This window comes from Gemmatimonas aurantiaca T-27 (assembly GCF_000010305.1).
In the GTDB taxonomy this organism is placed as follows: Bacteria; Gemmatimonadota; Gemmatimonadetes; order Gemmatimonadales; family Gemmatimonadaceae; genus Gemmatimonas; species Gemmatimonas aurantiaca.
Genome location: NC_012489.1, coordinates 1,457,892 through 1,481,080 on the forward strand (window position 1 = coordinate 1,457,892; position 23,189 = coordinate 1,481,080).

General features: G+C 64.7%; 18 protein-coding genes. 3 read left to right on the plus strand and 15 right to left on the minus strand.

Features of this window, described 5'->3' with window-relative positions:
* Positions 1 to 30 precede the first annotated feature (30 nt).
* Positions 31 to 1,335, minus strand: a complete 1,305-nt coding sequence (locus GAU_RS06235) for an MFS transporter (protein WP_012682711.1) — start codon at positions 1,333 to 1,335, stop codon at positions 31 to 33.
* A gap of 17 nt (positions 1,336 to 1,352) precedes the next feature.
* Positions 1,353 to 2,237, minus strand: coding sequence for a hypothetical protein (locus GAU_RS06240; protein WP_041265318.1), 885 nt, complete (start codon positions 2,235 to 2,237; stop codon positions 1,353 to 1,355).
* Positions 2,238 to 2,317: 80 nt separating this feature from the next.
* On the opposite strand from GAU_RS06240, the gene GAU_RS06245 reads away from it, so the two are divergent.
* Positions 2,318 to 2,746, plus strand: a complete 429-nt coding sequence (locus tag GAU_RS06245; protein ID WP_012682713.1) for an acyl-CoA thioesterase — start codon at positions 2,318 to 2,320, stop codon at positions 2,744 to 2,746.
* A 53-nt stretch (positions 2,747 to 2,799) separates the two neighbouring features.
* On the opposite strand, the gene GAU_RS06250 is transcribed toward GAU_RS06245, so the two are convergent.
* The 7 genes from GAU_RS06250 to GAU_RS20560 form a co-directional block, all read right to left on the minus strand.
* Positions 2,800 to 4,782, minus strand: coding sequence for a TonB-dependent receptor (locus tag GAU_RS06250; protein WP_012682714.1), 1,983 nt, complete (start codon positions 4,780 to 4,782; stop codon positions 2,800 to 2,802).
* Positions 4,783 to 4,906: 124 nt separating this feature from the next.
* On the minus strand, positions 4,907 to 6,175 hold the full coding sequence (locus GAU_RS06255) for a pyridoxal phosphate-dependent aminotransferase (protein WP_012682715.1): 1,269 nt from the start codon (positions 6,173 to 6,175) through the stop codon (positions 4,907 to 4,909).
* A 65-nt stretch (positions 6,176 to 6,240) separates the two neighbouring features.
* The gene (locus GAU_RS06260) at positions 6,241 to 6,789 is read right to left on the minus strand and encodes a YdeI/OmpD-associated family protein (RefSeq protein WP_012682716.1); all 549 of its coding nucleotides are present in this window, start codon (positions 6,787 to 6,789) and stop codon (positions 6,241 to 6,243) included.
* A gap of 55 nt (positions 6,790 to 6,844) precedes the next feature.
* Positions 6,845 to 9,559 carry a S9 family peptidase gene (locus GAU_RS06265; protein ID WP_012682717.1) on the minus strand — a complete coding sequence of 905 codons (2,715 nt, stop codon included), beginning with the start codon at positions 9,557 to 9,559 and terminating at the stop codon, positions 6,845 to 6,847.
* Between the two features lie 90 nt (positions 9,560 to 9,649).
* The gene (locus GAU_RS06270) at positions 9,650 to 11,236 is read right to left on the minus strand and encodes an SDR family NAD(P)-dependent oxidoreductase (RefSeq protein ID WP_012682718.1); all 1,587 of its coding nucleotides are present in this window, start codon (positions 11,234 to 11,236) and stop codon (positions 9,650 to 9,652) included.
* Between the two features lie 267 nt (positions 11,237 to 11,503).
* Complete coding sequence (locus GAU_RS06275) at positions 11,504 to 11,830, minus strand: hypothetical protein (protein ID WP_012682719.1); 327 nt, start codon at positions 11,828 to 11,830, stop codon at positions 11,504 to 11,506.
* Complete coding sequence (locus GAU_RS20560) at positions 11,827 to 12,336, minus strand: hypothetical protein (RefSeq protein ID WP_012682720.1); 510 nt, start codon at positions 12,334 to 12,336, stop codon at positions 11,827 to 11,829. Before GAU_RS20560 ends, GAU_RS06275 begins: the two co-directional genes overlap by 4 nt.
* Positions 12,337 to 12,408: 72 nt before the next feature.
* Here GAU_RS20560 and GAU_RS06285 point away from each other — a divergent pair, with 72 nt between their 5' ends.
* Complete coding sequence (locus GAU_RS06285) at positions 12,409 to 13,269, plus strand: acyl-CoA thioesterase (protein ID WP_041265319.1); 861 nt, start codon at positions 12,409 to 12,411, stop codon at positions 13,267 to 13,269.
* Positions 13,270 to 13,292: 23 nt separating this feature from the next.
* Positions 13,293 to 13,907, plus strand: coding sequence for a YdeI/OmpD-associated family protein (locus GAU_RS06290; RefSeq protein WP_012682722.1), 615 nt, complete (start codon positions 13,293 to 13,295; stop codon positions 13,905 to 13,907).
* Positions 13,908 to 13,932: 25 nt separating this feature from the next.
* Here GAU_RS06290 and GAU_RS06295 read toward each other — a convergent pair whose 3' ends face one another.
* The 6 genes from GAU_RS06295 to GAU_RS06320 all read right to left on the minus strand — a co-directional run bounded on the left by GAU_RS06295 (position 13,933) and on the right by GAU_RS06320 (position 23,188).
* Entirely contained in the window at positions 13,933 to 15,948 is a 2,016-nt protein-coding gene (locus GAU_RS06295; RefSeq protein WP_012682723.1) for a redoxin domain-containing protein, read from the minus strand.
* A gap of 1 nt (position 15,949) precedes the next feature.
* The gene (locus tag GAU_RS06300) at positions 15,950 to 18,319 is read right to left on the minus strand and encodes a TonB-dependent receptor family protein (protein WP_012682724.1); all 2,370 of its coding nucleotides are present in this window, start codon (positions 18,317 to 18,319) and stop codon (positions 15,950 to 15,952) included.
* A gap of 192 nt (positions 18,320 to 18,511) precedes the next feature.
* Positions 18,512 to 18,967: a hypothetical protein gene (locus tag GAU_RS06305; RefSeq protein WP_012682725.1), complete on the minus strand. Its 456-nt coding sequence runs from the start codon at positions 18,965 to 18,967 to the stop codon at positions 18,512 to 18,514.
* A gap of 133 nt (positions 18,968 to 19,100) precedes the next feature.
* Positions 19,101 to 20,129 carry an alpha/beta hydrolase gene (locus tag GAU_RS06310; RefSeq protein WP_012682726.1) on the minus strand — a complete coding sequence of 343 codons (1,029 nt, stop codon included), beginning with the start codon at positions 20,127 to 20,129 and terminating at the stop codon, positions 19,101 to 19,103.
* A 3-nt stretch (positions 20,130 to 20,132) separates the two neighbouring features.
* Complete coding sequence (locus tag GAU_RS06315) at positions 20,133 to 21,545, minus strand: TldD/PmbA family protein (protein ID WP_012682727.1); 1,413 nt, start codon at positions 21,543 to 21,545, stop codon at positions 20,133 to 20,135.
* The gene (locus GAU_RS06320; protein WP_041265320.1) at positions 21,542 to 23,188 is read right to left on the minus strand and encodes a TldD/PmbA family protein; all 1,647 of its coding nucleotides are present in this window, start codon (positions 23,186 to 23,188) and stop codon (positions 21,542 to 21,544) included. Before GAU_RS06320 ends, GAU_RS06315 begins: the two co-directional genes overlap by 4 nt.
* Between the last annotated feature and the right edge of the window lies 1 nt (position 23,189).

The following is a 23,189-nucleotide window of genomic DNA, read 5'->3' on the forward strand; positions in this document are numbered from 1 at the left end:
GATAGGTGATAGGTCAATGCGGCGGGGGGATTATTCAGACATATAACCAATCTTGCTGCTTTCTTTCATCGTGACATACACCACCAGCGACCCTGCAATGCAGGCGGTCACGTACCAGTAAAACCACTGTTCGTGCCCGATCGACTTGAACCACAAGGCGACATACTCCGCCGTACCGCCAAACAGCGACACCGTGATCGCATAGGGCAGTCCCACACCCAGGGCGCGAATGCTGGTGGGAAAGAGTTCAGCCTTCACCACGGCATTGATCGCGGTATAGCCGCTCACTGCGGTGAGGGCCAGCAGCAACAAGCCAATGGCACCGCCCACGCTGGTCGTGTGCTCGAGTGTCGTGAGCAAGGGCACGGTGCCCAGCGTGCCGAGTACGGCAAAGGTGGTGAGCACGGGCCGCCGACCGATGCGATCGGAGATGGCGCCGACAATGGGCTGCAGACACACGTACACGGCCAGGGTCACGGCATTGATGAACGTGGCTTGCTGGGCAGTGAAGCCCACGGTGTTCACCAGAAATTTCTGGGCGTATGTCGTGAAGGTGTAGAACGCCACGGTGCCACCCGCGGTGAGGCCCACGACGGTCAGTACGGCACGTGGATGCTGGAGCAGCCCCCGAATGCTGGCCGCCGCCGATGTCGCCGGCCGTGTGGCGGCGTCACGCTGATAGTCTTCTGTTTCTTCGAGCGAACGCCGCATCAGCACCGCGACCACCGCGCAGCAGGCACCGATCACGAACGGGATACGCCACCCCCACGCCAGCAATTGCTCGTGCGTGAGGATTCGCTGCAACAGCAGCAGCACCCCGAGTGCGATCAATTGCCCCGCAATCAGCGTGACATACTGAAAGCTCGACCAGAATCCGCGGTGGCGTTGTCCGGCCATCTCACTCAGATAGGTCGCACTCGCGCCATATTCGCCACCCACACTCAAGCCCTGCAGCAATCGCGCCAATACCAGCACCGTTGGCGCCAGCAATCCGATGCTCGCATAGCTCGGGGTGATGGCAATGAGCAACGAGCCCGCGCACATCAACAACACCGACAACGTCAGGGCGGCTTTGCGGCCATGGCGATCGGCATACCGACCCATCACCCAGCCGCCCAGCGGTCGCATGAAAAACCCCACCGCGAACACGGCGGCGGCGTTCAGTAGCTGCACCGTCTGGTTCGCCGGCGGAAAGAAACTCTTGGCGAAATACAGCGAGAACGCCGAATAGGCGTACCAATCGTACCACTCCACCAGATTGCCGATCGATCCACCGATGATCGATCGCAGGCGCGATGGGCGCCGGTCGCCCGCGCCGCTGGATTCAGTGTGCATACGGGCGGGCAACAGGATCAGAGAGAGGAAGTGGCGCGGGCAGGTGAGGCGTCGATCGTCCGCGCGAGATGGGCGAGGACATCGGCTTCGGTACGCAACAATGGTACGTCTTCCATCTCGATCACGTAGCCGTACCGCTCGGCGATGGCTTCGTACAGCGGCGTGCGGTGATCCAGGAGTTGCTCGAAGCCCCACACCGCGAAGTCATCGGGGTCGACCATCGCATCGTCACCGATACCCCGTTCCGTCTTGTACTCGCGCCATTTGGCATCGAGGAACCCGGGGTTGTAGTACATCGGCTTGGGATGCTTGCGGAACCGTTCCACCAGCATGCGCGCGTGGTCGGCGGTGCCACGGATGTACACCAGCATGGTGTGCTGCGAGAGGCATTGCAGCACCGCATCGTGGGGATCGTTCACATCCACCACTTCGCACAGGCTGCCGCCGGAATCGCTCACAAAGTGCGTGTAGCCGTAGATCTCGCGCGCCCGTTCGACAAACTCCGGGATATCCAGCAGGGCACTGATCTCCGCCTGGCGATGCTGCGCTTGTCGGCGGCAGTACTCGGCGTACGGAATGCCGCCCCGGGCTTCGTTACCCGGCTTGCCGAGGTAGGTGGACAGCGGGCTCAGGTTCTCGAAGGAGATGTTCGAGCGGATGTAGATGGAGTCCGAGCGCAGCAACTGGCGCAGGAACGGCACCTTCATCGCTTCACGCTTGAAGTTGTCGACGATGTGCTCGCCCATGTACCGCGTACCAATGCGGTAGTCCACCGAATACTGGAACCAGTCCTGCTTCTGCAGCAGACCGGCCAGGGTGGTCTTGCCCACTCCGGACATGCCGAAGAAGGTCACGGCATGTGCCGGCTGGTCCAGGAAGGCTTGGCCCGAGGAGAATCGCATCGTGCTAAGTTCCGCCAGCGCGTCGGAGTCCTCAACCCCCCGGCGCTCTCGCCCCACGATCCGTCTATCCCACACCCACGATGTCCTTCGCCAAGCACGGTCTCCAGGTCTTCGAGATTCCCATCACCGTGCAGCCGGAGGACATCGACGACAACGACCACGTCAACAATGTGGTTTACCTGCGGTGGATCTTCGACGTGGCGCTGGCGCACTGGAACGTGAGCGCCCCTCCCGAGATGAAGCAGCAGTATGGGTGGGTCGCTACGCGGCACGAAATCGACTATCGGCGGGAAGCCGTGCTGGGTGATGCCATCGTGGCCCACACGTGGATCGGTGGCGTCGATTCGCGGCGCTTCGAACGACACACCGAAATTGTCCGGGTGAGCGATGATCACGTGCTGGCCCGCGGCAAGTCGCTCTGGACACTGCTTTCTCGGGATACGGGGCGCATCACCCGCATCCCCCCGGAGATGATCGAACTGTTCAAGGCCTACATGCACCAGACCTGACCGGCGCACCACCGCGAGCCGGAGTGGCCGGTCTGCCGGGCGCGCGGCCGCGCTCAGAGATCTGCCGACAGTCGTACCACCAGTGTGCGACCGGCGGCGTGCGCAAACTCCTTGTATCGCGACATGAAGTCCTGGTATCGGGCGTCGAACAGGTTTCGGACACTGACATCGATGTGGACCAGGCCGCGCGGTGTCATCCGGCTGAAGCCCGTCGAGGCGTGCACGGCGGTCCAGGCCGCGGGTGCGAAGTCATCGCGGAACGTGCGCGTCTGTCGTGCATTCCATTCGGCCGTCAGCGACGCCGACCGACCGGGCCCCTGCTGATCCCAACGCACCGATGACGTGGCGCGAAAGGGGGGCACGAAGGGCAGGGCGCTGCCATCGGTGGTGTTGCTGGCGCGCACCACATCGGCTGTCGATTGCACCGTGATGCCGTGCCCCACCGCCACCGCCAGTGCGGCCTCCGCACCCACGAGACGTGCGTTGCCCTGACGCACCTGTAGTGAGTCGAGTGCACGCCCGGGCTCACCCACAGGGGCAAGGTAGATGTAGTCCCGGATACGATTCACGTAGCCGGTGAGCTCTCCCGATGCGACGCCTGATCGCAGACGGAGCCCCACGTCGGTATTGAGGCTGGACTCCACGCGCAGATCGGCGCGCCCGATTTCGAACGCGCGTGTGCCTTCGTGAAAGCCGTTGGCAAAGAGATCCGATGCACTGGGCGCCCGAAAGCCACGTGCCACGTTGATCGCCAGCGACAGTGGCGACTCTGCGCGATACACGGCACCCAGCGTCCCCGTCATCGCGTTGAACTGCCGTGAGGTGGCAGCCAGACCGAGCACCGCATTGCCTGGCGTGGACAACGAGCGCCAATCGTGTCGAGCGCCGGCCGAGAGCGACCATGCCCCGACGGTGGTCTGCTCGAGGGCATACACACCGAACGAACCCGTGCGGCTGTCCGGAATGAGCGTGTAGCGGCCGAAGGTATTGAACTGCGTCTGCTGCACCGCTGTGCCTACCACGCCGGTCAGACCACGCCAGGGCGCATGGTGCCAATGCGCAAACCCGGTGAGTGTGCGCGACGCCAAACCCAGCGTCACCTGTTGGGTGGTGGCATTGTCGAACTCGGCGCGACGGTTCTCTTCCCATCCGGCCTGCACCTGCAGCCGCTGTCCGCCGCCGCGCAGGTTGCTCTCCATGGTGAGACGATGCGTGCGAATACGCTGCCGTCCGTCATAGCCGGGAGCGGTGATCGGATCGTCGGCAATGCGAATGGTCTCGTCGCGCGTGGACGCCGTGACTTCCACATCACGTTGCTCACCATGCCACCCCGTGGTGCCTTCGAGATATCCGGTGAGGTTGCCCGTGTTGAGCACGGGACCGTTCGGGGTGCGCAGATCCCCAGCGCGTCGACCGGTACCACTGAGGCGCCACCCCAAGGCGCCACGGGCTCCTTCGCCGACGAGCGTTGCCGACGGCGCTTGATTGGCCGAGTTGTAGGCCATGGCGATGCGGCCACGCAAAACACCGATGTCTCCCTCACCACGCGGCAGTGCCCGGCGCACCACATTCACCACGCCCCCCAGTGCATCCGAGCCATACAGCACACTGGCCGGTCCCTTCACTACTTCCAGGCGTTCGGCATCCGCGCTTTCCACATTCGGTGAATGATCGTGACCCCACTGCTGGGTCTCGGTACGCTGGCCATTGGCGAGCGTGACCACGCGGTTGTTGGTGAGCCCGCGGATCACCGGCTTGCCGATGCCCGTGGTCATGGAGAGCGAGCGCACCCCGGGGATCTGTTCGAGTGTCTCGCCCAGCGAGGCTCCCTGGTTTCTCCGTAGGGCCGCTCCGGAGAGCTGCGCCGTGGGCTGCGCGATACGGCGGGCATCGGTGGCGACCGCCGTCGCGGTCACCTGCATGGTGGGCAGCGCGCGAGCGGACGAGTCGCGCTGCACCGAATCGCGGCGAGCGGATTGGGCCGCGAGTACGCCCGGGGTACAGGCCAGGAGAAATACAAGTTTGATGTGTTTCATGAATTTAAATTAGGCAAGACTAAATTTAAAACAAGGGCAAGCTCTCACGAGGGACACGGGGGTATCAACACAACGCCCCGGCGTGCCGAAGCAGGCCGGGGCGTTGGTGTCTCGAAGGCGGGGGCTAGCGTCCGACCATCTTCTGCAAGCGACCTACCGCTTCCCGCACACTGGCCTCGTCCGGTCCGAACGAGAAACGCAGGTATTGGCGGAACCGCGATGTATGGTCCGCCCGCCGCTTGCCGGGATTGATGTCGAAAAAGATGCCGGGCACGGTGATCACCCGTTCCCGCAGGGCGGCCTCGAAGAAGGCCTCGCCGTCGTTGAACGGGGCAGGCAGTGACGCCACACTGGCCCAGGCATAGAAGCCGCCTTCCGGTTCGTGCTCTACCGTGAGGCCGGCGGCGCGCAGTCCATCCACCAGAATGCGACGCTTGCGCGCGAAGGCCTGATGAATGGCAATCACTTCCTGGTGTGCGTGCTGTGGATCGACCAGCGCACACGCGGCTTCCTGCAGCGGACGGTTTCCACCACCGTCGAGGAAGCTGCCGGCACTGGTGGCGGCTTCGATCACATCAGCGGGGCCCACAATCCAGCTCAAACGCCAGCCGGGGCAGCGCCAGCCCTTGGTGAGTCCATCGAGGATCACCACCGGGTCGCGATTCACGTCTTCCACGAACTCCGCAGCACTCACGGTGGTGCCTTCCATCAGTCCTTCATCCCACAGGTAGTGGGAGTAGAACTCGTCGAAGATCAGCGTGCAGCGCAGATCACGCGCTTCCTGCACCCACGCGGCGAGCGAACGGCCACGCAAGACCCGACCGGTGGGATTTGCCGGATTGGACAGCAACAACGCGCCGAGCCCGCGGCCCGTGATTTCACGTCGCAGGTCGCGCGCCGAGAGGGCGTAGCCGGTTTCGGGTTCCAGCAGCAACGGGATCGCACTGAACGTGCCGAAGATCTCGAGCAGTTCTTCGTACGCCGTATAGTCGGGCAATACGTGGCCAAGATTCACGTTGCCCAACGATGCGACGACGCGGGTGAGCGACGAACGCCCGCCACCACAAATGCACACGTTCTCCGGGCCATACTGCGACGCCTTGCCCTGCCGATAGCGTGCATTGTACAGATCGGCGACGGCGCGCCGCAGCGCGTCGATGCCGCCCACGGGAGCGTATTCGTAGTCGTCGGCGGCGATACGCACGTCGAGCGGCCGCGACGGGGCACCAGGCAGCGGTCCGGTCTCAGGCTGGCCCTGCCCAAGATTGCACCAACCGTCGGTGCCGGCGCGATAGCCAAGTTCGCGCGCGCGATCCATCACGTAGATGACACCGGTGCGTGGCACCGGGCGGAAGCCGGGAATGGCAGACGGAGGTGTGGTAGCGTCGATCATGCCACAATGTAGTCAGTTCGGGGGCCACGCTGTCCGAACCACATCGTGCATGACAGCGCGGTGACCTAGGGCAGACGCTCACCGCGTGCCGAACAGTCCATCAGCATGGTGAAGCGTTTTTCCCGTGTGTCTTCCCGCTTGGCGCTGATCACCCACCACACGGCCACTTTGCGATAGCTCGGCGCCTGTGCTTCGAAGAACGCCAACGCCTTCTTCTTCCGCCGGAATCGTCCGGCATAGGGCTCCGGCAATTCGACAGTGACTTGTTCGAACGCATAGATGCCCACCTTGTTGCCGGTGCGCGCTTCGAACGCCCGGCGTCCGGCGTCGGTCATGCGACCCGCCGCTTCCAGCTCTTCGACGTGCTTCACGTTCACCGCGCTCCAGATACTGCCCACTCTTCGTGGTGTGAAGCGAATCGTGTAGCGCGTCTCGTCGACACGTTTGCGCACGCCATCGATCCAGCCAAAGCACAGCACCTCGCGGACCGACTCGGTCCACGTCATGCTGGGTATCCCACTGCCGATTTTGTGGAATCCCACCAGTAGCTCACTCGTCTCCGCGTGATGGCGTTCCAGCCATGCCCGAAACTCCGCAGCCGAGGCGAAATACATCGCCTCGGCTGCGGGGGAAACGCGTGCGGTCTTTTTCGCCGTCACGATGATGCGATCAGGGAACGATGGATGCTGCAGGTTTCGCGTTTTTGACGTAAATGTCCATCCACGCGACCCAGCGGGCCCACATGTCCAGATCGCTCGCATACGTGGAGACGGAGTGATCTTCGTACGGGTACATGTACAGGGCAGCGTTCTTGCCAAGTCCCTGCAGGGCTGCGTACATGCGCGTGGAGCTGATCGGGTCGGTGCCGGTGTTCTGATCTTCCAGGGCGTGATACAGCAGCAGCGCCCCCGAGATCTTGTCGGCCCGCAGGAACGGCGACATGTCGAGGTACGTGGACTGCGCCTGGTAGAAGTTGCGGCGTTCGCTCTGGAACCCGAACGGGGTCAGCGTGCGGTTGTACATACCGTCACCGGCAATGCCGGCCTTGAAGTTCGGCATCAGCGACATCGCATTCACGGTGCTGAACGCGCCGTAGCTGTGACCGCCCAGGCCCATGCGATCACGATCGACGAAGCCGGAATCGACCGCCGCGTTGATCACCGCATCGAGGTTTTCCTTGAGGTCGCGCGTGTAGTTGTCGTTCATGCGACCGGCATCGCCGTAGATGGGGATGTCTGGCTGAATGAACGCATACCCCTGCGACACGAACATCCACTGCGCCGACGCCGGACGCGCCGAGGGCACAGCCCGGAAGGCGTTGATGTTGGTGGTGTAGCGTGAGCGCTCGTAGTCCTGGAGATTCGAATACTCGCGCGGATAGAACCAGATGATGCCCGGCAGTTTCTGACCCGGCTTCCAGTCGCGCGGCAGCAGCACGTCCACCCAGTACTTCGTGCCGTCACGCGGGCGCGTGACCTGGAAACGCTTCGAGATCGCGCCGCTCACTTCGGGGCCCACATCGACGTTCTTCGTGAGCTGCTTGGCGTCGGTGCCACCAGCCGAACGCAGCCAGGCATCCTGAATCGTGGTGCGCGATTCACGGGTCACCACGAACTGCGATACGTCGTCATCGAGCGCGGCCACGAAGGACTCGTAGGTGTCCGCCGGGCTGTCCATGAGACGTGTGCGCGACCGTGAGGTGATGTCCATGCGATCGAGGAACGGACGCGGAGCCTGCTTGTACCAGTTGGCGCCCGGTGCGCGCGTGCCGGTGAGCGCCACCGACTTGCCGTCCTTGCCCAGCAGCACGTAGTTGACGCCGTGCACCCGACGCGCCACGAGCTGGCCCGCGGTGGAGTCGGTGTTCTGTGCCGCACCACCAAACCCGCCGCCACCAAAGGGGCCGCCGCCTGCGGCGGGCAGACGCACATTGCGACCGAGATTGAAACGCTGGGTCGGTTCCTTCACGCGCACGGCGATGACCGCGCCGCTGTCGGCCACGAACATCGTGGTGCTGTCGGTGCTGAACGCGACATTGGTGAGCTGCGGGCCACCCTGATAGAGCACCGTGGTGTCATTGGGGCCGTACGGCGCGCGCCACAACACGATCTGTCCCTTGGCGGCCTGCACACGAATCGGCGCACCGGCGCCCATGCCCTGGCCGCGCGTGACCGTGCTGTCACCTGCTGCGCCATTGGGGCCGCCACTCCGGCCACCGGCCGGCGCTGCGGGCGCCGCACCCGGCACATTCTTGAGATACAGGATGCCCGCCCCGATGGGGTACCACTGCAGGTTGCGCTTGGTCGTGTCGGACGCGGCCACCGCATCGCCGCCGCCAAACCCACCGCCGCCAGCCTGGGCTTCACGCAGTGGTGTGCGGGCGAGTGTCGACACCACCTTGCCGGTGCCGTCCCACAGTTCCTGCACCGTGCCGAAGTTGTTGACCGGTACCAGGTACGAGAACGGCTCCACCATCCGTGTCACGCGGACCCACGCGCCGTCGTGCGACGCGGAGAGATCCCGGACCATCGTAGGCGCGCCGATGTTGCGCACGGCCTTGCTCCGCACATCGATGAGGGCGACCTGACCCGTGGTGTAGTAGGTCAGTTGTGCCTTGTCGTGCGGGTCCTTGAGCAACGAGAAGTGCACGGGCTGCGGCACGGCGCGCGATTCGGTGAGGCGCACCTGCGGACCGTCTTCGATGTCGCCGGCACCATGGGTGGGCAGAGCGCCGCGTGCCGTAGGCACCAGCACCGTCACGACATGTTTGCCGTCGCCGGTGAATTCGAGGTCCGTGACAAATGTGGCAAGCAGCGGACGCTCGCTGAGGCGGGTCGACTTGCCCGTGTTCACATCGGCCACATACGCATAGCTGGCCGTGGGGAAGTTCGCGATGAAGGCCACGTGCGAACCGGTGGGTGACCAGACCGGGGCGCTGATCGAAGCCCCGGCCGGCACCTGCAGCGCCCGCGTGCTGCCCGTGCGCGGATCGACGAGTTCGATGCCGCTACGGTTGCTGGTGGTCACACTGCGGGCACGGTTGGCGCGGGTGTCCACCTGGAGGCCGCCGAGCCAGATGTGAGGCGCGCCGTACGCCTTGATGTCGCCGCGATCCGCGCCGGTGGGGCGCAGGAACCAGCGCCGGTCCGGGCTCTGGTTCTCGAAGGAAATGTCCACACGCGGCGTCATCACCATGCGCTCGATGTTCTCGGGCGGCTTGATGAAGGTCTCGGCGCGCAGGGCACGCTGGGGGTCCCAGCTACCATTGGTGGCCGGAGCGCTGGTGGCGGCGCCGGCGGCGTTCTGCGCCATGGCCACGGAGAATGGAGCGGCGGCCAGCAGCGCCAGCGGGGCGGCGAGACGCTTGGGGGAAAACACGGACATACGAGGGGGCTCCGAAAGGGAAGGAGACGGACACTGGAAAGTACGTCCGAGCCCGGGGCGGCGTTTAGGGGCCGCCCGCCCCCAATGTGGCTACCAATCCGTCGGCTTGTAGTCCTTGAGGAACTTGCCCCACATGTGCTCGCCGGTGTTGATGCCGTCGATGATGGGATCCACGATTCGGGCCGCGCCGTCCACGATGTCCAGGGGCGGGTGGAATCGGTGCTCCTCCACCTTCCGGGCGGCAATGTGGACGGGGTCCTCGTCGGTGACCCAGCCGGTGTCGGCGGCATTCATGTGGATGCCGTCGTTCACATAGTCGGCGGCCGAGGTACGCGTCATCATGTTGAGCGCGGCCTTGGCCATGTTGGTGTGCGGATGGCGGGTCGTCTTGAACTTGCGATAGAACTGCCCCTCGACCGCGCTGACATTCACGATGTGCTTGTCGCGCTCGGGCGTGCGCATCATGAGTGGCTTGAGCCGCGCGTTCAGCAGGAACGGGGCGATGGCGTTGACCAGTTGCACTTCGAGCAGCTCCACGCTCGGCACTTCGTGCATCAGCAAGCGCCACGAGTTGCGATCGCGCAGATCCACCTGCTGCAGATCCTGATCGAGTCGCCCTTCCGGAAAGAGATGGGACTGTTCGCGGTGTTCTTCCTCGAGCAGCGCGACCTGCGACAGTTCGGCGGCATGCGTGATACCAGCCACTTCGGCCAGCGCCCGCGGCAGTGTGGCCGGTGACAATGATTCGTCAGAAGCGGCACCCGCTTCGGGCAGCATGTGATAGCCGCGCACGCCCTCATACGCACCGAGCAACTTGCGGGCGTTGTCAGGCATGGCGCTCAGCGACGCGCGTTCGAGATCCATCATGTGCTTGTAGAAGTCGGGCGGACGCCGGACGGTCTGACAGGCATTGTTGACGATGAAGTCGAGCCGGTCGTGCGTGGTCATCATGTGATGACAGAACGCTTCCACGCTGGGCGTGTGACGCAGGTCGAGGCCGTAGATCTCGAGACGATGTCCCCACTGCGCAAAATCGGGTTCGGCGGCATAGCGCTGCGCCGAGTCACGCGGGAATCGTGTGGTCACCACCAGATGGGCGCCGGCTCGCAGCAGCTTGATGCCGGCCTGGTAGCCAATCTTCACGCGACCACCGGTGAGCAGCGCCACACGGCCGGAGAGGTCGGCGGACTCGGTACGCTTCCGGTAGTTGAATTCGGCGCAGGTGGGGCAGAGCTGATCGTAGAAGTGGTGGATGACCGAGTACTGCTGCTTGCACACGTAGCAGTGCTGCGGTTCCAGCGCTTCGCGGAACTCGTCCTCGTCAATCGTTTCCTGTGCGTCCGAGCCGGGGAGCAGATAGTTCGGCGTGGTGAACACCGTCTGCCGGCGCAGGCGACGGATACCGGTCTCCTGCAGTTGATTCTCGGCGTCCTGCAGCTTGGCTGTGCGCTCCACCTTCTTCTGCCGTTTGGTGGCCTTCACCATTTGCCGGCGCAGGATCGCGTCGGGGCGCGAGACTTCACCGGCGGCCTTGAGCAGCCGGCGCCGTTCGTCGTCCGGAATGTCCAACAGCCCCGCACGATCATTGGCGAGCTGTTCGAGCAGTTCGGTCGCCGCGGCTACGCGGGCGGCGAGTGTGGCGTCGGAGGATTCAGTGGGCAGCACGTTTTCGGCCATAGCCTTGAAATATAGCCGAGCCGGACGGTCAGTCAGAGCTGGCGGGAGGTCATATTTGTGACATGCGATGGGGGCTGGGTGGCGGCAGGCTGCCGGGTGGGGCGCCCCTTTGGGGCGCGATACCTGCAGGATCAACAGCCGGATAAAGGCAGAATCACGACGATGAAAACTCAACTATTGGATTTTTGATCCTGCTTTTATCCGGCTGTTGATCCTGCAGGTATCGCCGCCGCAGGCGGCCCGTCAACGCCCGCAAACCACCCAGACCTATTCGTCCAGAAAAGCCGATCCAGGGTGCACGGGCAGTCGCCAGTAGTACCACTGGGCCTCCGCGGTCCAGCCTTCGGCGGCCGCGTTCTCTTCCCCCCAGACGCAGGCGCCCGCCAAATAGCTCGCCTGCCGGAAGCGGGTATCGGCAGCGGTCAGCGTGGCGATCTGGTCGCTCGTGAGCTCTACTTCGTCGAGTGTGCGCCGGAGGTCGAGGTCATTGAGGTAGTCGTCGAACGTGAGCGGATAGCCGCGCTCCACGTCTTCCACCGTGCGACCCCATTGTGCGAGGCGTGCATCGGTCGCTGAGGCTGGGCCGGCGTTCATTGCGGACGTCTCGTGAGCTGGCGGCGGAAGTATCGCTCGCCGTCGTTGGGTTTGAAGAAGGTGCGGATGGTGCCATCGGCATCAAAGGCCAGGAATGCGCCGGAACTCCGCTGATAGCGTGAGACCACACCGTCCGCGGAGCGGGTGGCTTCGAGTATGTCCTCACCCACCGGCCCATCGCGCACGGCTTGCGCCAGCGCGAGATACGCGGCGGCACTCTGCACGCCGAACTCGTGGCCGTGTTTGTCGAAGTGTTCCTGCAGGCGCTCCCGATTGCGAAACCCGCGGCTGCCAAACCGCTCTGACGTTGGCGCGCCGACAGACGGTGTCGCGGCCGGAGCGGCCGGCGGTGCGACGGAGGGCGACACCTCGGAGGGCGATACCGCGGATGGGGGCGATGACGCCTCCACGGGAGCTGCCGTATCGGGCGAGCCGAACTGCGACCAGAGAAAGGCCGCCAGGCAGCCGAAGATCACCAGGACGAGACGCAGTTGCTTGGGGGACATTCGTGGACGCTACGGCCGGCGGGTGCGCACCACAACCACCCCGAAGCCACGCCGCCGCGTCATATTCCCCGCATGAGCGTTGTCGACGAACTCCTGACCCTGCTCGAGCTCGAAAAGCTCGAGGTGAACATCTATCGTGGTCGCAATCGCGATCTCGGTACCGGCCGTGTCTTTGGCGGCCAGGTCTTTGCGCAGGCCCTCGTGGCCGCCCGCCGCACCGTGGACGAAGCCCGCGAAGCCCATTCGGTGCACGGTTACTTCCTGCGCTCCGGCGATCTCAAGGCGCCGATCGTGTTTTTTGTCGACCGTCCCCGGGATGGCGGCACCTTCACGAGCCGGCGTGTGACCGCCATCCAGCACGGTGAGGCGATCTTTCATCTGTCCGCGTCCTTTCATGCGCCGGAGCAGGGGCTGGATCACCAGTCGACCATGCCCGATGTGCCGCCGCCCGAAAGCCTGCCCACGGAACTCGAGCAGATCCGCGACCATCTCGATGCCTTCCCACCCGAACTGCGTGCCGTTCTGACGCAGGAGCGGCCGCTGGATGTGCGCACCGACATGCCCTATGTGCCCGGGCGCGTGCACTCGAAGGTGCCACAACGGTTCTTCTGGTTTCGTGTCATCGAACGTTTGCCGGACGATCCCATCATGCATCAGGCCATCCTGGCGTATGCGTCCGACTACGGTTTCCTGCCCACCGCGCTCGCGCCACACGACATCCAGTATCGCGACCCGAAGCTGTTTCTCGCGTCGCTCGATCACACGCTCTGGATGCACCGTCCGTTTCGCGCCGACGATTGGCTGTTGTACGTGATGGACAGCCCAACGGCCGCCAACGCACGTGGATTCGTGCGGGGGCAGGTGTTCACGCGGGATGGCACCTTGGTGGCCTCCACCGCGCAGGAAGGCCTGCTGCGTATCAAGACACCCTGAACACCGTCAGCCACTCGCTACGTATGGGCACACGCGATCCTCGTTTCGACGTGTACATCGGCAAGTCTGCCGAATTCGCACAACCCATTCTCGCGCATATTCGCGAGGTGGTGCATGCCGCCTGTCCCGACGTGGAAGAAACGATCAAATGGGGCTTCCCGAACTTCAGCTACTCGGGCGGCATCCTGTGCTCCATGGCTTCGTTCAAGGCTCATTGCAGCTTTGGCTTCTGGCTCGCGCGCGAGGTGCTCGGCGACGACATGAGCGATGAAGCGATGGGGCAGTTCGGGCGTGTGTCCAGCATCAAGGAACTGCCGAGCAAAGCCGTCCTGACGCGCTACATCAAGAAGGCCATGAAGCTCAACGAGGCCGGTGTGAAGGCCTCACGCCCGGCGGCACAGGCCGGCGCCAAACGGGCGGCACTCGTGGTGCCTCCCGAACTCGCCAAAGCGTTGGCGCGTCAACCGGCTGTCAAGAAACAATTCGACGCCATGAGCCCTTCGCATCGACGCGAATACTGCGAGTGGATCGCCGATGCGAAGAAGCCTGAGACCCGGGAGCGGCGCCTGCTCAAGGCGATCGAGCAGATCGCCGAGGGCAAGTCGCAGAACTGGAAGTACGAAACGCGGTCGTCCTGATCGGGCGACCGCGTGCATGAGTCGATCAGCGCGCGAGCGCGACCGGCTTGACCAAGGCCTGCTCGATGGCGGTGCGTGCGCCATCGAGCGCGCCGTGAATGTTGCCCGCGGTCTTCCACAGCACGCGCCCGTTGCCGTCGATGAGATAGGTCTCCGGCACACCCACCACACTGTACGTGCGCTGTACGATGCCCTGCGGATCGTGTCCGATGGACATGGCGAGTTTTTCCTTCTCGGTGAAGCGCACCACCTTGCCCGGGTCACCCTGATCCACGCTCACGGCGACGACCCGCAGCCCCTGCGCACGATAGCGGGCGAAGAGCGCATCGAGATCGGCCATTTCTTCACGGCATGACGTGCACCACGTGGCCCACACGTTGAGCAGGGTCACGCGACCCGGCTCGACGATCTGCAGCGAATCACCACGCTGCGCGCCCGACACCAACCGCACACCGTAACTCGGCGCCTGATCGCCCGTCTGGAGCGGGCGGAAGGCATCATCCACGGTGGCCGCCTGTGCTGCCGGAACACCACCAAGCTTCGCACGGCGCACCATCACCTGGGTGTTGCCCACACGGGGGAGCGGCATGGAGGCATTGGGATCCTTCATGTTCGGCCGCGGCGCGGCGGCCGCCACGGTTTCGAGCGTTTGTTCGGCCCACGCAATCGTGAGTGCCGTGGCTGCCTGATCCACGGTGAGTACCGGGAAGGTGGCGGAACGACCCGGTGCACTGACCACGGTGGCCGAGTCGAACGTGGTGCCACCATTGCGGGAAACACGCAGCGTTACCTGCGGCACGCGCTTCGTGCCGTCGTCCCATGTGGCAAACACCGTGGAGGATGCGCCCGTGCCCGCGACCGCGAGCTGCACGTGTGCCGGCTGGGAGGCTTCGGCTACACCGAGCGAGGTGGCTGCAGCAAACGTGGCCCCACGATCGCTCGACTGCGTGTAGAACACACCCGCCGCGCCAGGTTTGCCGGTCCACCAGGCCACATGCAGACGTTTCGACGGATCGACGGCGAGCGATGGACCCGCGTGCGGGCAGCCGTCGAAGATCCAGTTGTCGGCATGCACGCGCACCGGTTCACTCCACGTGGCGCCATGGTCAGTGCTGCGTGCGACCACGATATCGCGGATGGTCTGCGGGGAAGCTGCGCCGTGCGCCGCGTGAGCGTCTGCGGCCCCACCGGTAGCCGGCGCCGCTGATGAAGCGGGCGCCGATGTATCGGCGATCACCGCACGCCACGACAGGTACACCGTGCCATCGGCATCGGCGGCAATGGCCGTACGGCAGCATGGGCAGGCTTCCGTGAGCGTCGACGTCATGGGCACCACGCGCACGTTGGCCGCCCACGTGGCGCCACCGTCGATGGAGTGCGTCATGTACACCGCCGACTTGCCCGCGCGTCCATCGAGCCACGCCACGTAGAATGTGCCATCCGGTGCGGCATGCAACGCATGGAAGTTGTGCGAACCAAAGTCCGCGCCGTTGGCGAGCCCCTTCGTGGTGTCATCGGTGACGGTGACCGGTGAGCTCCAGGTGGCGCCACCATCATCCGAACGCACGAACCGCAGGGCACTGGCCGGAAAACGACGACCCGGTACGAGCTTGCCCACCACGTAGAGCGCACCGAGGGTGGACGAACCACCAGCCCGTGTCGACCAAGCCAGTTTGGGCGGCGCTTCGCCGTGTGGCTCGATGGGGCCCAGGGGGTCCGTGAGCTCACGCAGCACCTGCGTCGTGTCACCATCGCGCGCAACGAGCACATGTAGACGACCGTCGGTGCCACCATCAGGGGCCGAGACCCATGCGGTGGCATGTCGGCCATCGGGTGCCAGCGCGAGAATGGGCGCTGCGCCAACCTGGGTCACAGCCGACAGGGTGTGCGCGCTGTCAAACGCGATGGTTGAGGCGGCAACGGTGGTGGTGTCATGGGGCACCGCATCACCGCCGCATGCGGCCATGGCCGCTGTCGCCACGAAGGTGGTCGCAGCGATCCACAAAAGACGGGGAGCAGGGAACGGCGTGAGCGACGACATGTCAGCGTCCTCCGGTGCTGAGGGTAACACCGGCGTTGAACGTGCGACCTGCGCCGGGGAAGTAGAAGCGACCATTGCCGGAGTTGGTGGCCAATGCCGCTGCATATCGCTTGTCGAGAATGTTCTCGACGTTCAGGAAGAACTCGGCGCGCGACGTGCCCGTACGCGTGCCGCGCACTTCTGGCAGGCGATACGAGATCGTGCCGTGGGCCAGTGCATAGCCCGGCACGGCGCTGAACGCCACCGGCACAATGCGCGGCGGTGCTCCGGTTTGCGTGACCTGCGTGTAGATCGTGCCACGTGAGGTGTTGGCATTGTCCACGTATGTCTTGCCCTGTACCTCACCCCAAACCGAGAGATTGATCGACGCCGTGGGACGTAGGCGCACTTCCGTCGCGCCGCGATGCTGCGGCACGCCCGGAATGAGCTTGCCGGCGTAGTCCACCGCCACCGACTGCCCCTGCGCATTGATCTCGGTGCCGCGGAACTCCTTCATGACGTAGTGCGCGTACGTGTACGATGTGACGATGTCCATCCAGGGCGCCACCAACGTGGTGGCACTGAGTTCGAGGCCGGTGCGCCGCGTGCGGCCCACGTTTTCGTAAATGGTGCGCGGGAAGGCCACGCCCGGAATCACCACCGTGCGCGAGAGGAACTCCCCCGTCACGTTCGTGCGATAGACCGCCGCATCGAACAGCACGCGACTGGCCACCAGTGCCTTGGCGCCCACTTCGTAGTTCACCAGCGACGACGGACGCAGGTCGGTATTGAGACCACGAATGGTGTCGGGGCTGGCCGTCAGCTCGCTGTTGGTGGGCACCTCAAAGCCACGGGCCACGCTGGTGTACACACTCACGCCCGGGCGCACGTCGTAGCGCAGCGCGACACGTGGCGAGACCTGATCGAACGACTGCGTGACGCTCAGATTGGGGCGGATGCGGTCGTCGATATCGAAGGTCACCTTGTCGTAGCGCGCTCCGGCGGTGAGCGTGAGCTTGCCGCGTGTGATGTCGGCCGAGGTGTACGTGCCAACACTGGGCAGTGTCACGTACTGATTGGTGCATTCCGTGCGCACGATGTTGGCCACACGATCGTTCACGCACGGCGTGGAGCGGCCCTGTTGACCGGCCACGTTCGTCCACTGGCGCGAATCGCCGTACCAACGATCGAGATCGAGTCCGGTATTCAAGCGCACCGCGACACCGTCGGTCGTTCCAAATCCGATGGCATGTCGCAGGCCGCCCTGCACCCGGTGCGTGCTCTGGTCCACCACGCGGAAGATCGGGTGCTGAATGGTGCGCGCGGTGCCAAACGCAAAGGCGTCGATGCTGCCGAAGCGTGTGCCCAACCCCTGCGAGGCGCGGGCGCCAAAGCGCCACCGCTGTTCCCGGCGACCGTAGGCGCCCGTCACGTTGAGCGGATCGGCAGCCCAGGGCTCACTTCGCCAACTCGCATCGGTGAGCGAACCGGGGATCTGCATATCGAGATCGCTGTACGAGGCATCGAGACCGATCCGCGTCGCCTTGGCAGCCGGTGCAGCCTGGCCATCCTGCTGGCGCGTCCAGTTGAGGCGCAGATTGGCCCGCTGCATGTCGTTCTTGTTCTGCACGCGCATGCCGGCGAGCGAGGTGTTGCTCGCCTGCAGGTACCCATCGAAGGCGCCTCGGGCACCACCCATGGACAGGTCCACCTTGCGGAGGTTCACCGAGTCGAAGCCAAACCCGCCGCCGGTGACACGCAGTGAAACACCCTGCAGTTCACGGCCACTGCGGGTGATCACATTCACCACACCACCGGACGCGGCGCCGCCGTACATCGCGCTGCCTGGACCGCGCACAATTTCAATGGATCGTGCAGCGCCCAGGTCGAGTTGGTCGAGACGGGTCTGGCCATCGGGTTCGGTGATGGGCACGCCATCGAGCAGCAGGCCCACGCCACGCACACCAAAGCCGCCGCGCGCTCCGCTGCCACGGATGGAGAGACGTACGTCATCACCACCAAAGAGATTGCCGGCAATGACACCCGGCACGGTGCGCAGGGCCTCGGTCAACGACACCGTGCTCGTGCGGTTGATGGTATTGGTGTCGATCACGGTCATCGAGACGGGCAGCTTGCGCAGCTCCCGCTGATCGCGCGTGGCCGTGGTGACGACGGGATTGAGGGCGCGGGCCTTGCGCGTGGAGTCCTGCGCGGCGCTGTCCGCCTTGGTGCGTTCCTGTGTGACGCGCTGAGCGTGCAGGGTGAGCGGCAGCGACACCGCGAGCAGTGCGGTCGCGATGGAGGGAAGCATGCGATACGCGGGGCAGGCGAGTGCGCGCAGTGAAGTGCGCGACAGCACCAGCCCTCGCGTCTGTATCGACGAAAGCAGCATGGGAGACAACCGATTGTATGGAGCAGACGCGCCGATCGGCCGCTGGAGGGCGGATCAGTGCGTCGCTGACGTATGAGGTGCAGCGCGCAGCAAACGGCGAGGCGCCGGTGAGCTGTCATGCTGCAGGAGGCCAATACGTGGAGGCGTTCCGGTGCCGCTACCCGGGGTGATCACGGGCAACGTGCAGGGGCCTCAGCCTACAATCGGTGGCGCAGTGGGGAAGGGAAGCACAAAGTCGACCCATGAGGCCATGACTTCGTGTGCCGCACGACCAGGCTGCGATGTCGCGATGCGTACCACCGAGGCGATGGGATACGTGTCAGCGGCATGCAGGGTTGGCACCACCGTCGCGCAGCAGTGGCCGATGCAATGGCACTCCTGGTCGCCACCTTCATGGTTGTCGTGCGACGATCCATGGTGTGATGCGACGTCGGGCGCCGGGTTGGCCGCCTGCGGTGTGCCATGTGCACTGTGGTCGATCACATCGTGCCCGGAGCGCTGCACCGGAGCGGTCAGCGCCGCCTCGTGTGCCGCGATCGCACTGTTGCCGGCCGAGCATGCATGGAAAAGCCCGGCGTCACTCTGCACGAGTGACAACCATGCTCCCACGAACAAAGCCAGCCAGCGGGCGATCGGTGACTTCCGCATCCCTTGGACGCTAATCGAACCGGGCCCAAGGTGCCATTGCCTTTCGTCCTGCATCGGACGCGGCGCGTCCCACCACTCGTCCACGGAATCGACGACGTCCTCCGGTCGGCCCACCGTGGACGGCCATCGCTGCTCAACGACGGCGCACAAAATCGACAATGCGGTCGCGGATCTGCTCTGTCTGATGCGGCGCCATGATGCGTCCGGCGATGACATGGGCATCGTCGTCGTCCACCGGCGTGACCGGCACCACCTCGAGGCGCGCACGATTCGTGTTTTGCACGCGCGCAATCCAGGCGGCGGTGCGGGCCGGGTCGACCACCGCATCGGCCTCACTGTAGAACACGAGCGTGGCCAGATCGTAGTGGTCGAGCGGTGACTCGCGCACATACTCCACCAGCGCCTGCATGGGGAAGAGCACGGTCGACGGATACCGCACGGTCCAGTAGCGACGCTGCGCATCGTTGCGTGGTGTCCACTCGCGATACGGAATGAATGGGGGCAACACGCGGTTGGCCCACGGCAACGTCAGCACCATTGCCGCCGGATCACGCGGCGCAAAATTGGGCGCCAGCAGGACCACTGCAGCCAGGCCTTCACGGTGTGCACGTGGCTGCTCCGCCAACCAGGCGGCCAGTGTGCCGCCGGTGGACGTGCCGATCACCAACACGGAATCGCCGAGTGCACGACCAATGGCCAGTGCCTCTTCGGTGTCGATGAGCCAATCGGTCGCCGTCACGTGGCGCAGGGAATCACCGGGCAGTCCGTGCCCACGCAGTCGGGTCTCGAACAGGTTGGCGCCGAGGGCACTCGCCACGTCTTCCGGCAACGGGGCTGTTTCCTGCCGGGTCGCCGAGAAACCGTGCAGGTACACCACACTCCACGGGGTACGGCGAGGCCGAGCATCTGGCCCCGAATCACTTCGCGCAAAAACAATGCGTTTGCTGACGCCGGTGTCCGTCACGCCCGCGGCGCGCTCGGCACGTTCCAGTTGTGCCACGAGGGTGGAGAGATCGTGCGCATCGGAAAACGACGAGACCGTCGCCCGAGACGGGGGCCATTGCACCGTGGTCACTGGACCCGCCACTACTACCAGCACGATCAACGCCGCGACCATCGCACCCGCCCACCACCAGCGTCGACGGGTGCGTGTTGTGGTCATGGCTTACACCGCGTCCGACAGGCTGCTGAAGTTGAAATCCCGCACCTTGATGGGCGGCATGACCACACCCGGGCCACCTTCGCCGCCCGCGGTGCGCACACTCTTGCCGATGCCTTCGAGGTTGTTGAGCATGAACAGCGGCGAGTCGTTGAAGCGGAAGTTCTTGACGGGGCGTGCGATCTTGCCGTTCTCGATGAGAAACGTGCCGTCACGTGTGAGCCCGGTGTACATCAGCGTACGCTGATCGAGCGGGCGCAGGTAGAAGAGTCGTGTCACAAGCACGCCACGGGTGGTGCTGGCGATCAATGACTCGAGGGACTCCGTGCCGTCGGCCATACGCAGACCACCTGTGCCGCCGGTGGGCGTCTTGCCCTGCTTGTTGGCCCAGAAGCGGTTGTACGCCAACTGGTTGAGCACACCATTCTTCACCCACGTCTGGCTGGACATAGGCAGTCCTTCGTTGTCGAACGGCGATCCCAGTACAAGCGGATCGGCGGGGTTCGACAACAGGGTCACCCGTTCATCCACGATCTTCTCGCCGAGCTTGGTGCCACCGGGCTTGGAGAAGGCCGAACGTCCTTCATCGGCCGCGCGGGCCTGGAACGCATTGCCCATGAGCCCCACAAGATTGGCTGCCGCTTCCGGTTCGAAGATCACCGTGTAGCGCCCCGGCTCGATGGCCACCGGGTTACGCGAGCGACGCGCCTTGTCGATGGCCCGGTTGGCCACATCCTGAAAGTCGATCCGCGACCAATCGTTGTCTTCCGCGCCGGCCCAACCGGAACCGGTGCCGTCGTTGGTGCGTGCCGTGAGCGTGTAGTTGGCCGTGGTCGCCCGGTGATAGGCGAACAGGCCCGCGTTGGTACCGATGGCGGTGGCGCCGGCGTTGCAGATGATGAAACCGGCCACCGTGAGCTCTTTGCCGGCCCGTGCCGGGGCGAGCGCCGACAGGGCCGCTTTGGCACGATCTTCCGCCGTGAGGTCTGCCGTGCGATCAAACCACGCATTCACCGGCTGGTACTGTTGCGCGGGCAATTCGCCGAGATACTCGGGATCTTCCGGCGCGAGCTTGGCCAGTGCTTCCGACTGTTGCACCGCACGCTGCAATCCTTCCGGGCTGCGATCGTTGGTCACCACGCTGGCCTTCCGCTTGCCGAACACACTTTGCACGCGAATGGTGGTGTTGGTGGTCGCGCCCGAGGTGGACAGTTGATTGTCGGCAAACCGCAGATTGGTCTCGCGATTGCTTTGCACGGACACGCGCACGGCGTCGGCCTTGGACAGCTTCACCGCGCGTTCAATGACCGCCTGCGCTTCATCGCGGGTGAGTACGCCCAGGGGGGCACGCTGTTCCGAATCGGTCGATGCAAACAGCGACTTGGGAGCGCCGTCACGTGATGTGATGATGTGGCTCATACCGCGCGTCCCGTGTTGATGATGTTGGCGTTGCGGAAGCGTGCTGGCGGGCACCCGTGGCTCACGGCGTTGGCCTGGCCGGGCTGGCCCTTGCCATCGTTGAACGTGCCGCCGTGCATATAGCTCTTCTTGCCGCCGAGCATGTCGAGGGTGTTCCAGAAGTCCGGCGTGCGCATCTGGTACGCGGCGTCCTTCACCTGGCCCACGATCTTGCCCTTCCGGATTTCGTAGCAGAGCTGCGCGCCGAACTGCGCGTTGTACCGCTGCTGATCGATGGAATACGACGCGCGACCGATCATCGCGATGCCCTTGTCGGTGGCGGCGATGAGATCGTCCCAGCCCAGGTCCTTGTCGCCGGGCTGCAGCGACACATTGGGCATGCGCTGGAAGGAGACGTCGGCCCAGCTCTGTGCGTAGGCGCAGCCGTGCGAGCGCACCGGCTTGCCGTTCTTTTCATACCATGCCCGCAGCCACGGCGCCTGTTCGCGCGTGGTCTGGTAGTCGACGAACACACCGTCCTTCACGATGTGGAAGTCTTCGGGCTGCACACCATCGTCGTCATAGCCGATGGTGGCCAGCGCGCCCACTTCACTGCGATTGCCCACCACGTTCATCATGGACGGGCCGAGGCGCAGGGAACCAAGCACCTTGTCGGGTGGCGAGATGAAGCTGGTGCCGGCGTAGTTCGCCTCGTAGCCCATTGCCCGATCGAGTTCGGTGGAGTGACCGATGGACTCGTGAATGGTGAGGAACAGTTGCGACGGGTGCAGGATGAGATCATAGCGCCCCGGCTCCACCGCCTTGGCCGTGAGCTTCTCTGCGGCTTCGGCAGCCCACACCTTGGCATTGGTCACGATGTCGGCTTCGAGCACGTACTCCCAGCCGCGACCGGCCGGCTGCACCACTTCGGGGCCGCGCACGGCGGTGCCGGAGCGATCAGGGGCTACGGCGGTGCAGCTCATGGTCACCCAGCTACGCACATAGTCCTGCGTGATGACGGAGCCTTCGGTGTTGGCGTAGTTGCGTTCCTCCTTCACGAACGAAAGCCCCGAGTTCACGAAGCGCACGTTGGCCACGGTGAGCGCTGCGGCATTGGCGCGCAGCAGCAGGTCGGCCTTCTCTTCCACGGCGATCGTGAACGGATCGGTCACATAACTCGAGCGCCAAGTGGCGTTCGGATGCGCGGGCGTGGGCGCCAGTTCGACACGACGATCACGCGCCACACGATTGGCTTTGGCAATGGCCACAGCCTCCTGTGCTGCGCCGCCCACTCCGGGCTTGGTGAGCTCCTGTGTGGCCGCGAACCCCCAGCAGCCATCCACCAGCACGCGCACACCGCAGCCCATGGTATCGGTATCCACGACATCGGTGACCTGCCGTTCACGGGTCTGGACGCTGTTGTTGCGGTTTCGCGAAATGCGCACATCCGCCCACGACGCGCCGGCGCGCTTGGCCGCGTCGAGCGCTTCCATCATCAACTCGCGGGTGGGCGCGTCGGTGGAGAGTGGGGGGAGTGGCGCCGGTGAGAGCAGGCCTGGGTATCCACCGAGTGGGGCTCCAGTCGCGGAGAGCAGCGACGGAGCCACGGCGAGGCCGCCCAAGGCGACCGAACCGTTGCGCAGGAAGTCACGACGAGTCGTCATG

Excerpts from the sequence above, each read along its gene's own strand:
- GAU_RS06235 (WP_012682711.1), bottom strand. The coding sequence starts at position 1,335 with ATGCACACTGAATCCAGCGGCGCGGGCGACCGGCGCCCATCGCGCCTG.
- GAU_RS06265 (WP_012682717.1), bottom strand. The coding sequence starts at position 9,559 with ATGTCCGTGTTTTCCCCCAAGCGTCTCGCCGCCCCGCTGGCGCTGCTG.
- GAU_RS06255 (WP_012682715.1), bottom strand. The coding sequence starts at position 6,175 with ATGATCGACGCTACCACACCTCCGTCTGCCATTCCCGGCTTCCGCCCG.
- GAU_RS06240 (WP_041265318.1), bottom strand. The coding sequence starts at position 2,237 with ATGCGATTCTCCTCGGGCCAAGCCTTCCTGGACCAGCCGGCACATGCC.
- GAU_RS06310 (WP_012682726.1), bottom strand. The coding sequence starts at position 20,129 with ATGACCACAACACGCACCCGTCGACGCTGGTGGTGGGCGGGTGCGATG.
- GAU_RS06245 (WP_012682713.1), top strand. The coding sequence starts at position 2,318 with ATGTCCTTCGCCAAGCACGGTCTCCAGGTCTTCGAGATTCCCATCACC.
- GAU_RS06250 (WP_012682714.1), bottom strand. The coding sequence starts at position 4,782 with ATGAAACACATCAAACTTGTATTTCTCCTGGCCTGTACCCCGGGCGTA.
- GAU_RS06285 (WP_041265319.1), top strand. The coding sequence starts at position 12,409 with ATGAGCGTTGTCGACGAACTCCTGACCCTGCTCGAGCTCGAAAAGCTC.
- GAU_RS06305 (WP_012682725.1), bottom strand. The coding sequence starts at position 18,967 with ATGCGGAAGTCACCGATCGCCCGCTGGCTGGCTTTGTTCGTGGGAGCA.
- GAU_RS06300 (WP_012682724.1), bottom strand. The coding sequence starts at position 18,319 with ATGCTGCTTTCGTCGATACAGACGCGAGGGCTGGTGCTGTCGCGCACT.
- GAU_RS06270 (WP_012682718.1), bottom strand. The coding sequence starts at position 11,236 with ATGGCCGAAAACGTGCTGCCCACTGAATCCTCCGACGCCACACTCGCC.
- GAU_RS06290 (WP_012682722.1), top strand. The coding sequence starts at position 13,293 with ATGGGCACACGCGATCCTCGTTTCGACGTGTACATCGGCAAGTCTGCC.
- GAU_RS06315 (WP_012682727.1), bottom strand. The coding sequence starts at position 21,545 with ATGAGCCACATCATCACATCACGTGACGGCGCTCCCAAGTCGCTGTTT.
- GAU_RS06275 (WP_012682719.1), bottom strand. The coding sequence starts at position 11,830 with ATGAACGCCGGCCCAGCCTCAGCGACCGATGCACGCCTCGCACAATGG.
- GAU_RS06295 (WP_012682723.1), bottom strand. The coding sequence starts at position 15,948 with ATGTCGTCGCTCACGCCGTTCCCTGCTCCCCGTCTTTTGTGGATCGCT.
- GAU_RS06260 (WP_012682716.1), bottom strand. The coding sequence starts at position 6,789 with ATGTATTTCGCCTCGGCTGCGGAGTTTCGGGCATGGCTGGAACGCCAT.
- GAU_RS20560 (WP_012682720.1), bottom strand. The coding sequence starts at position 12,336 with ATGTCCCCCAAGCAACTGCGTCTCGTCCTGGTGATCTTCGGCTGCCTG.
- GAU_RS06320 (WP_041265320.1), bottom strand. The coding sequence starts at position 23,188 with ATGACGACTCGTCGTGACTTCCTGCGCAACGGTTCGGTCGCCTTGGGC.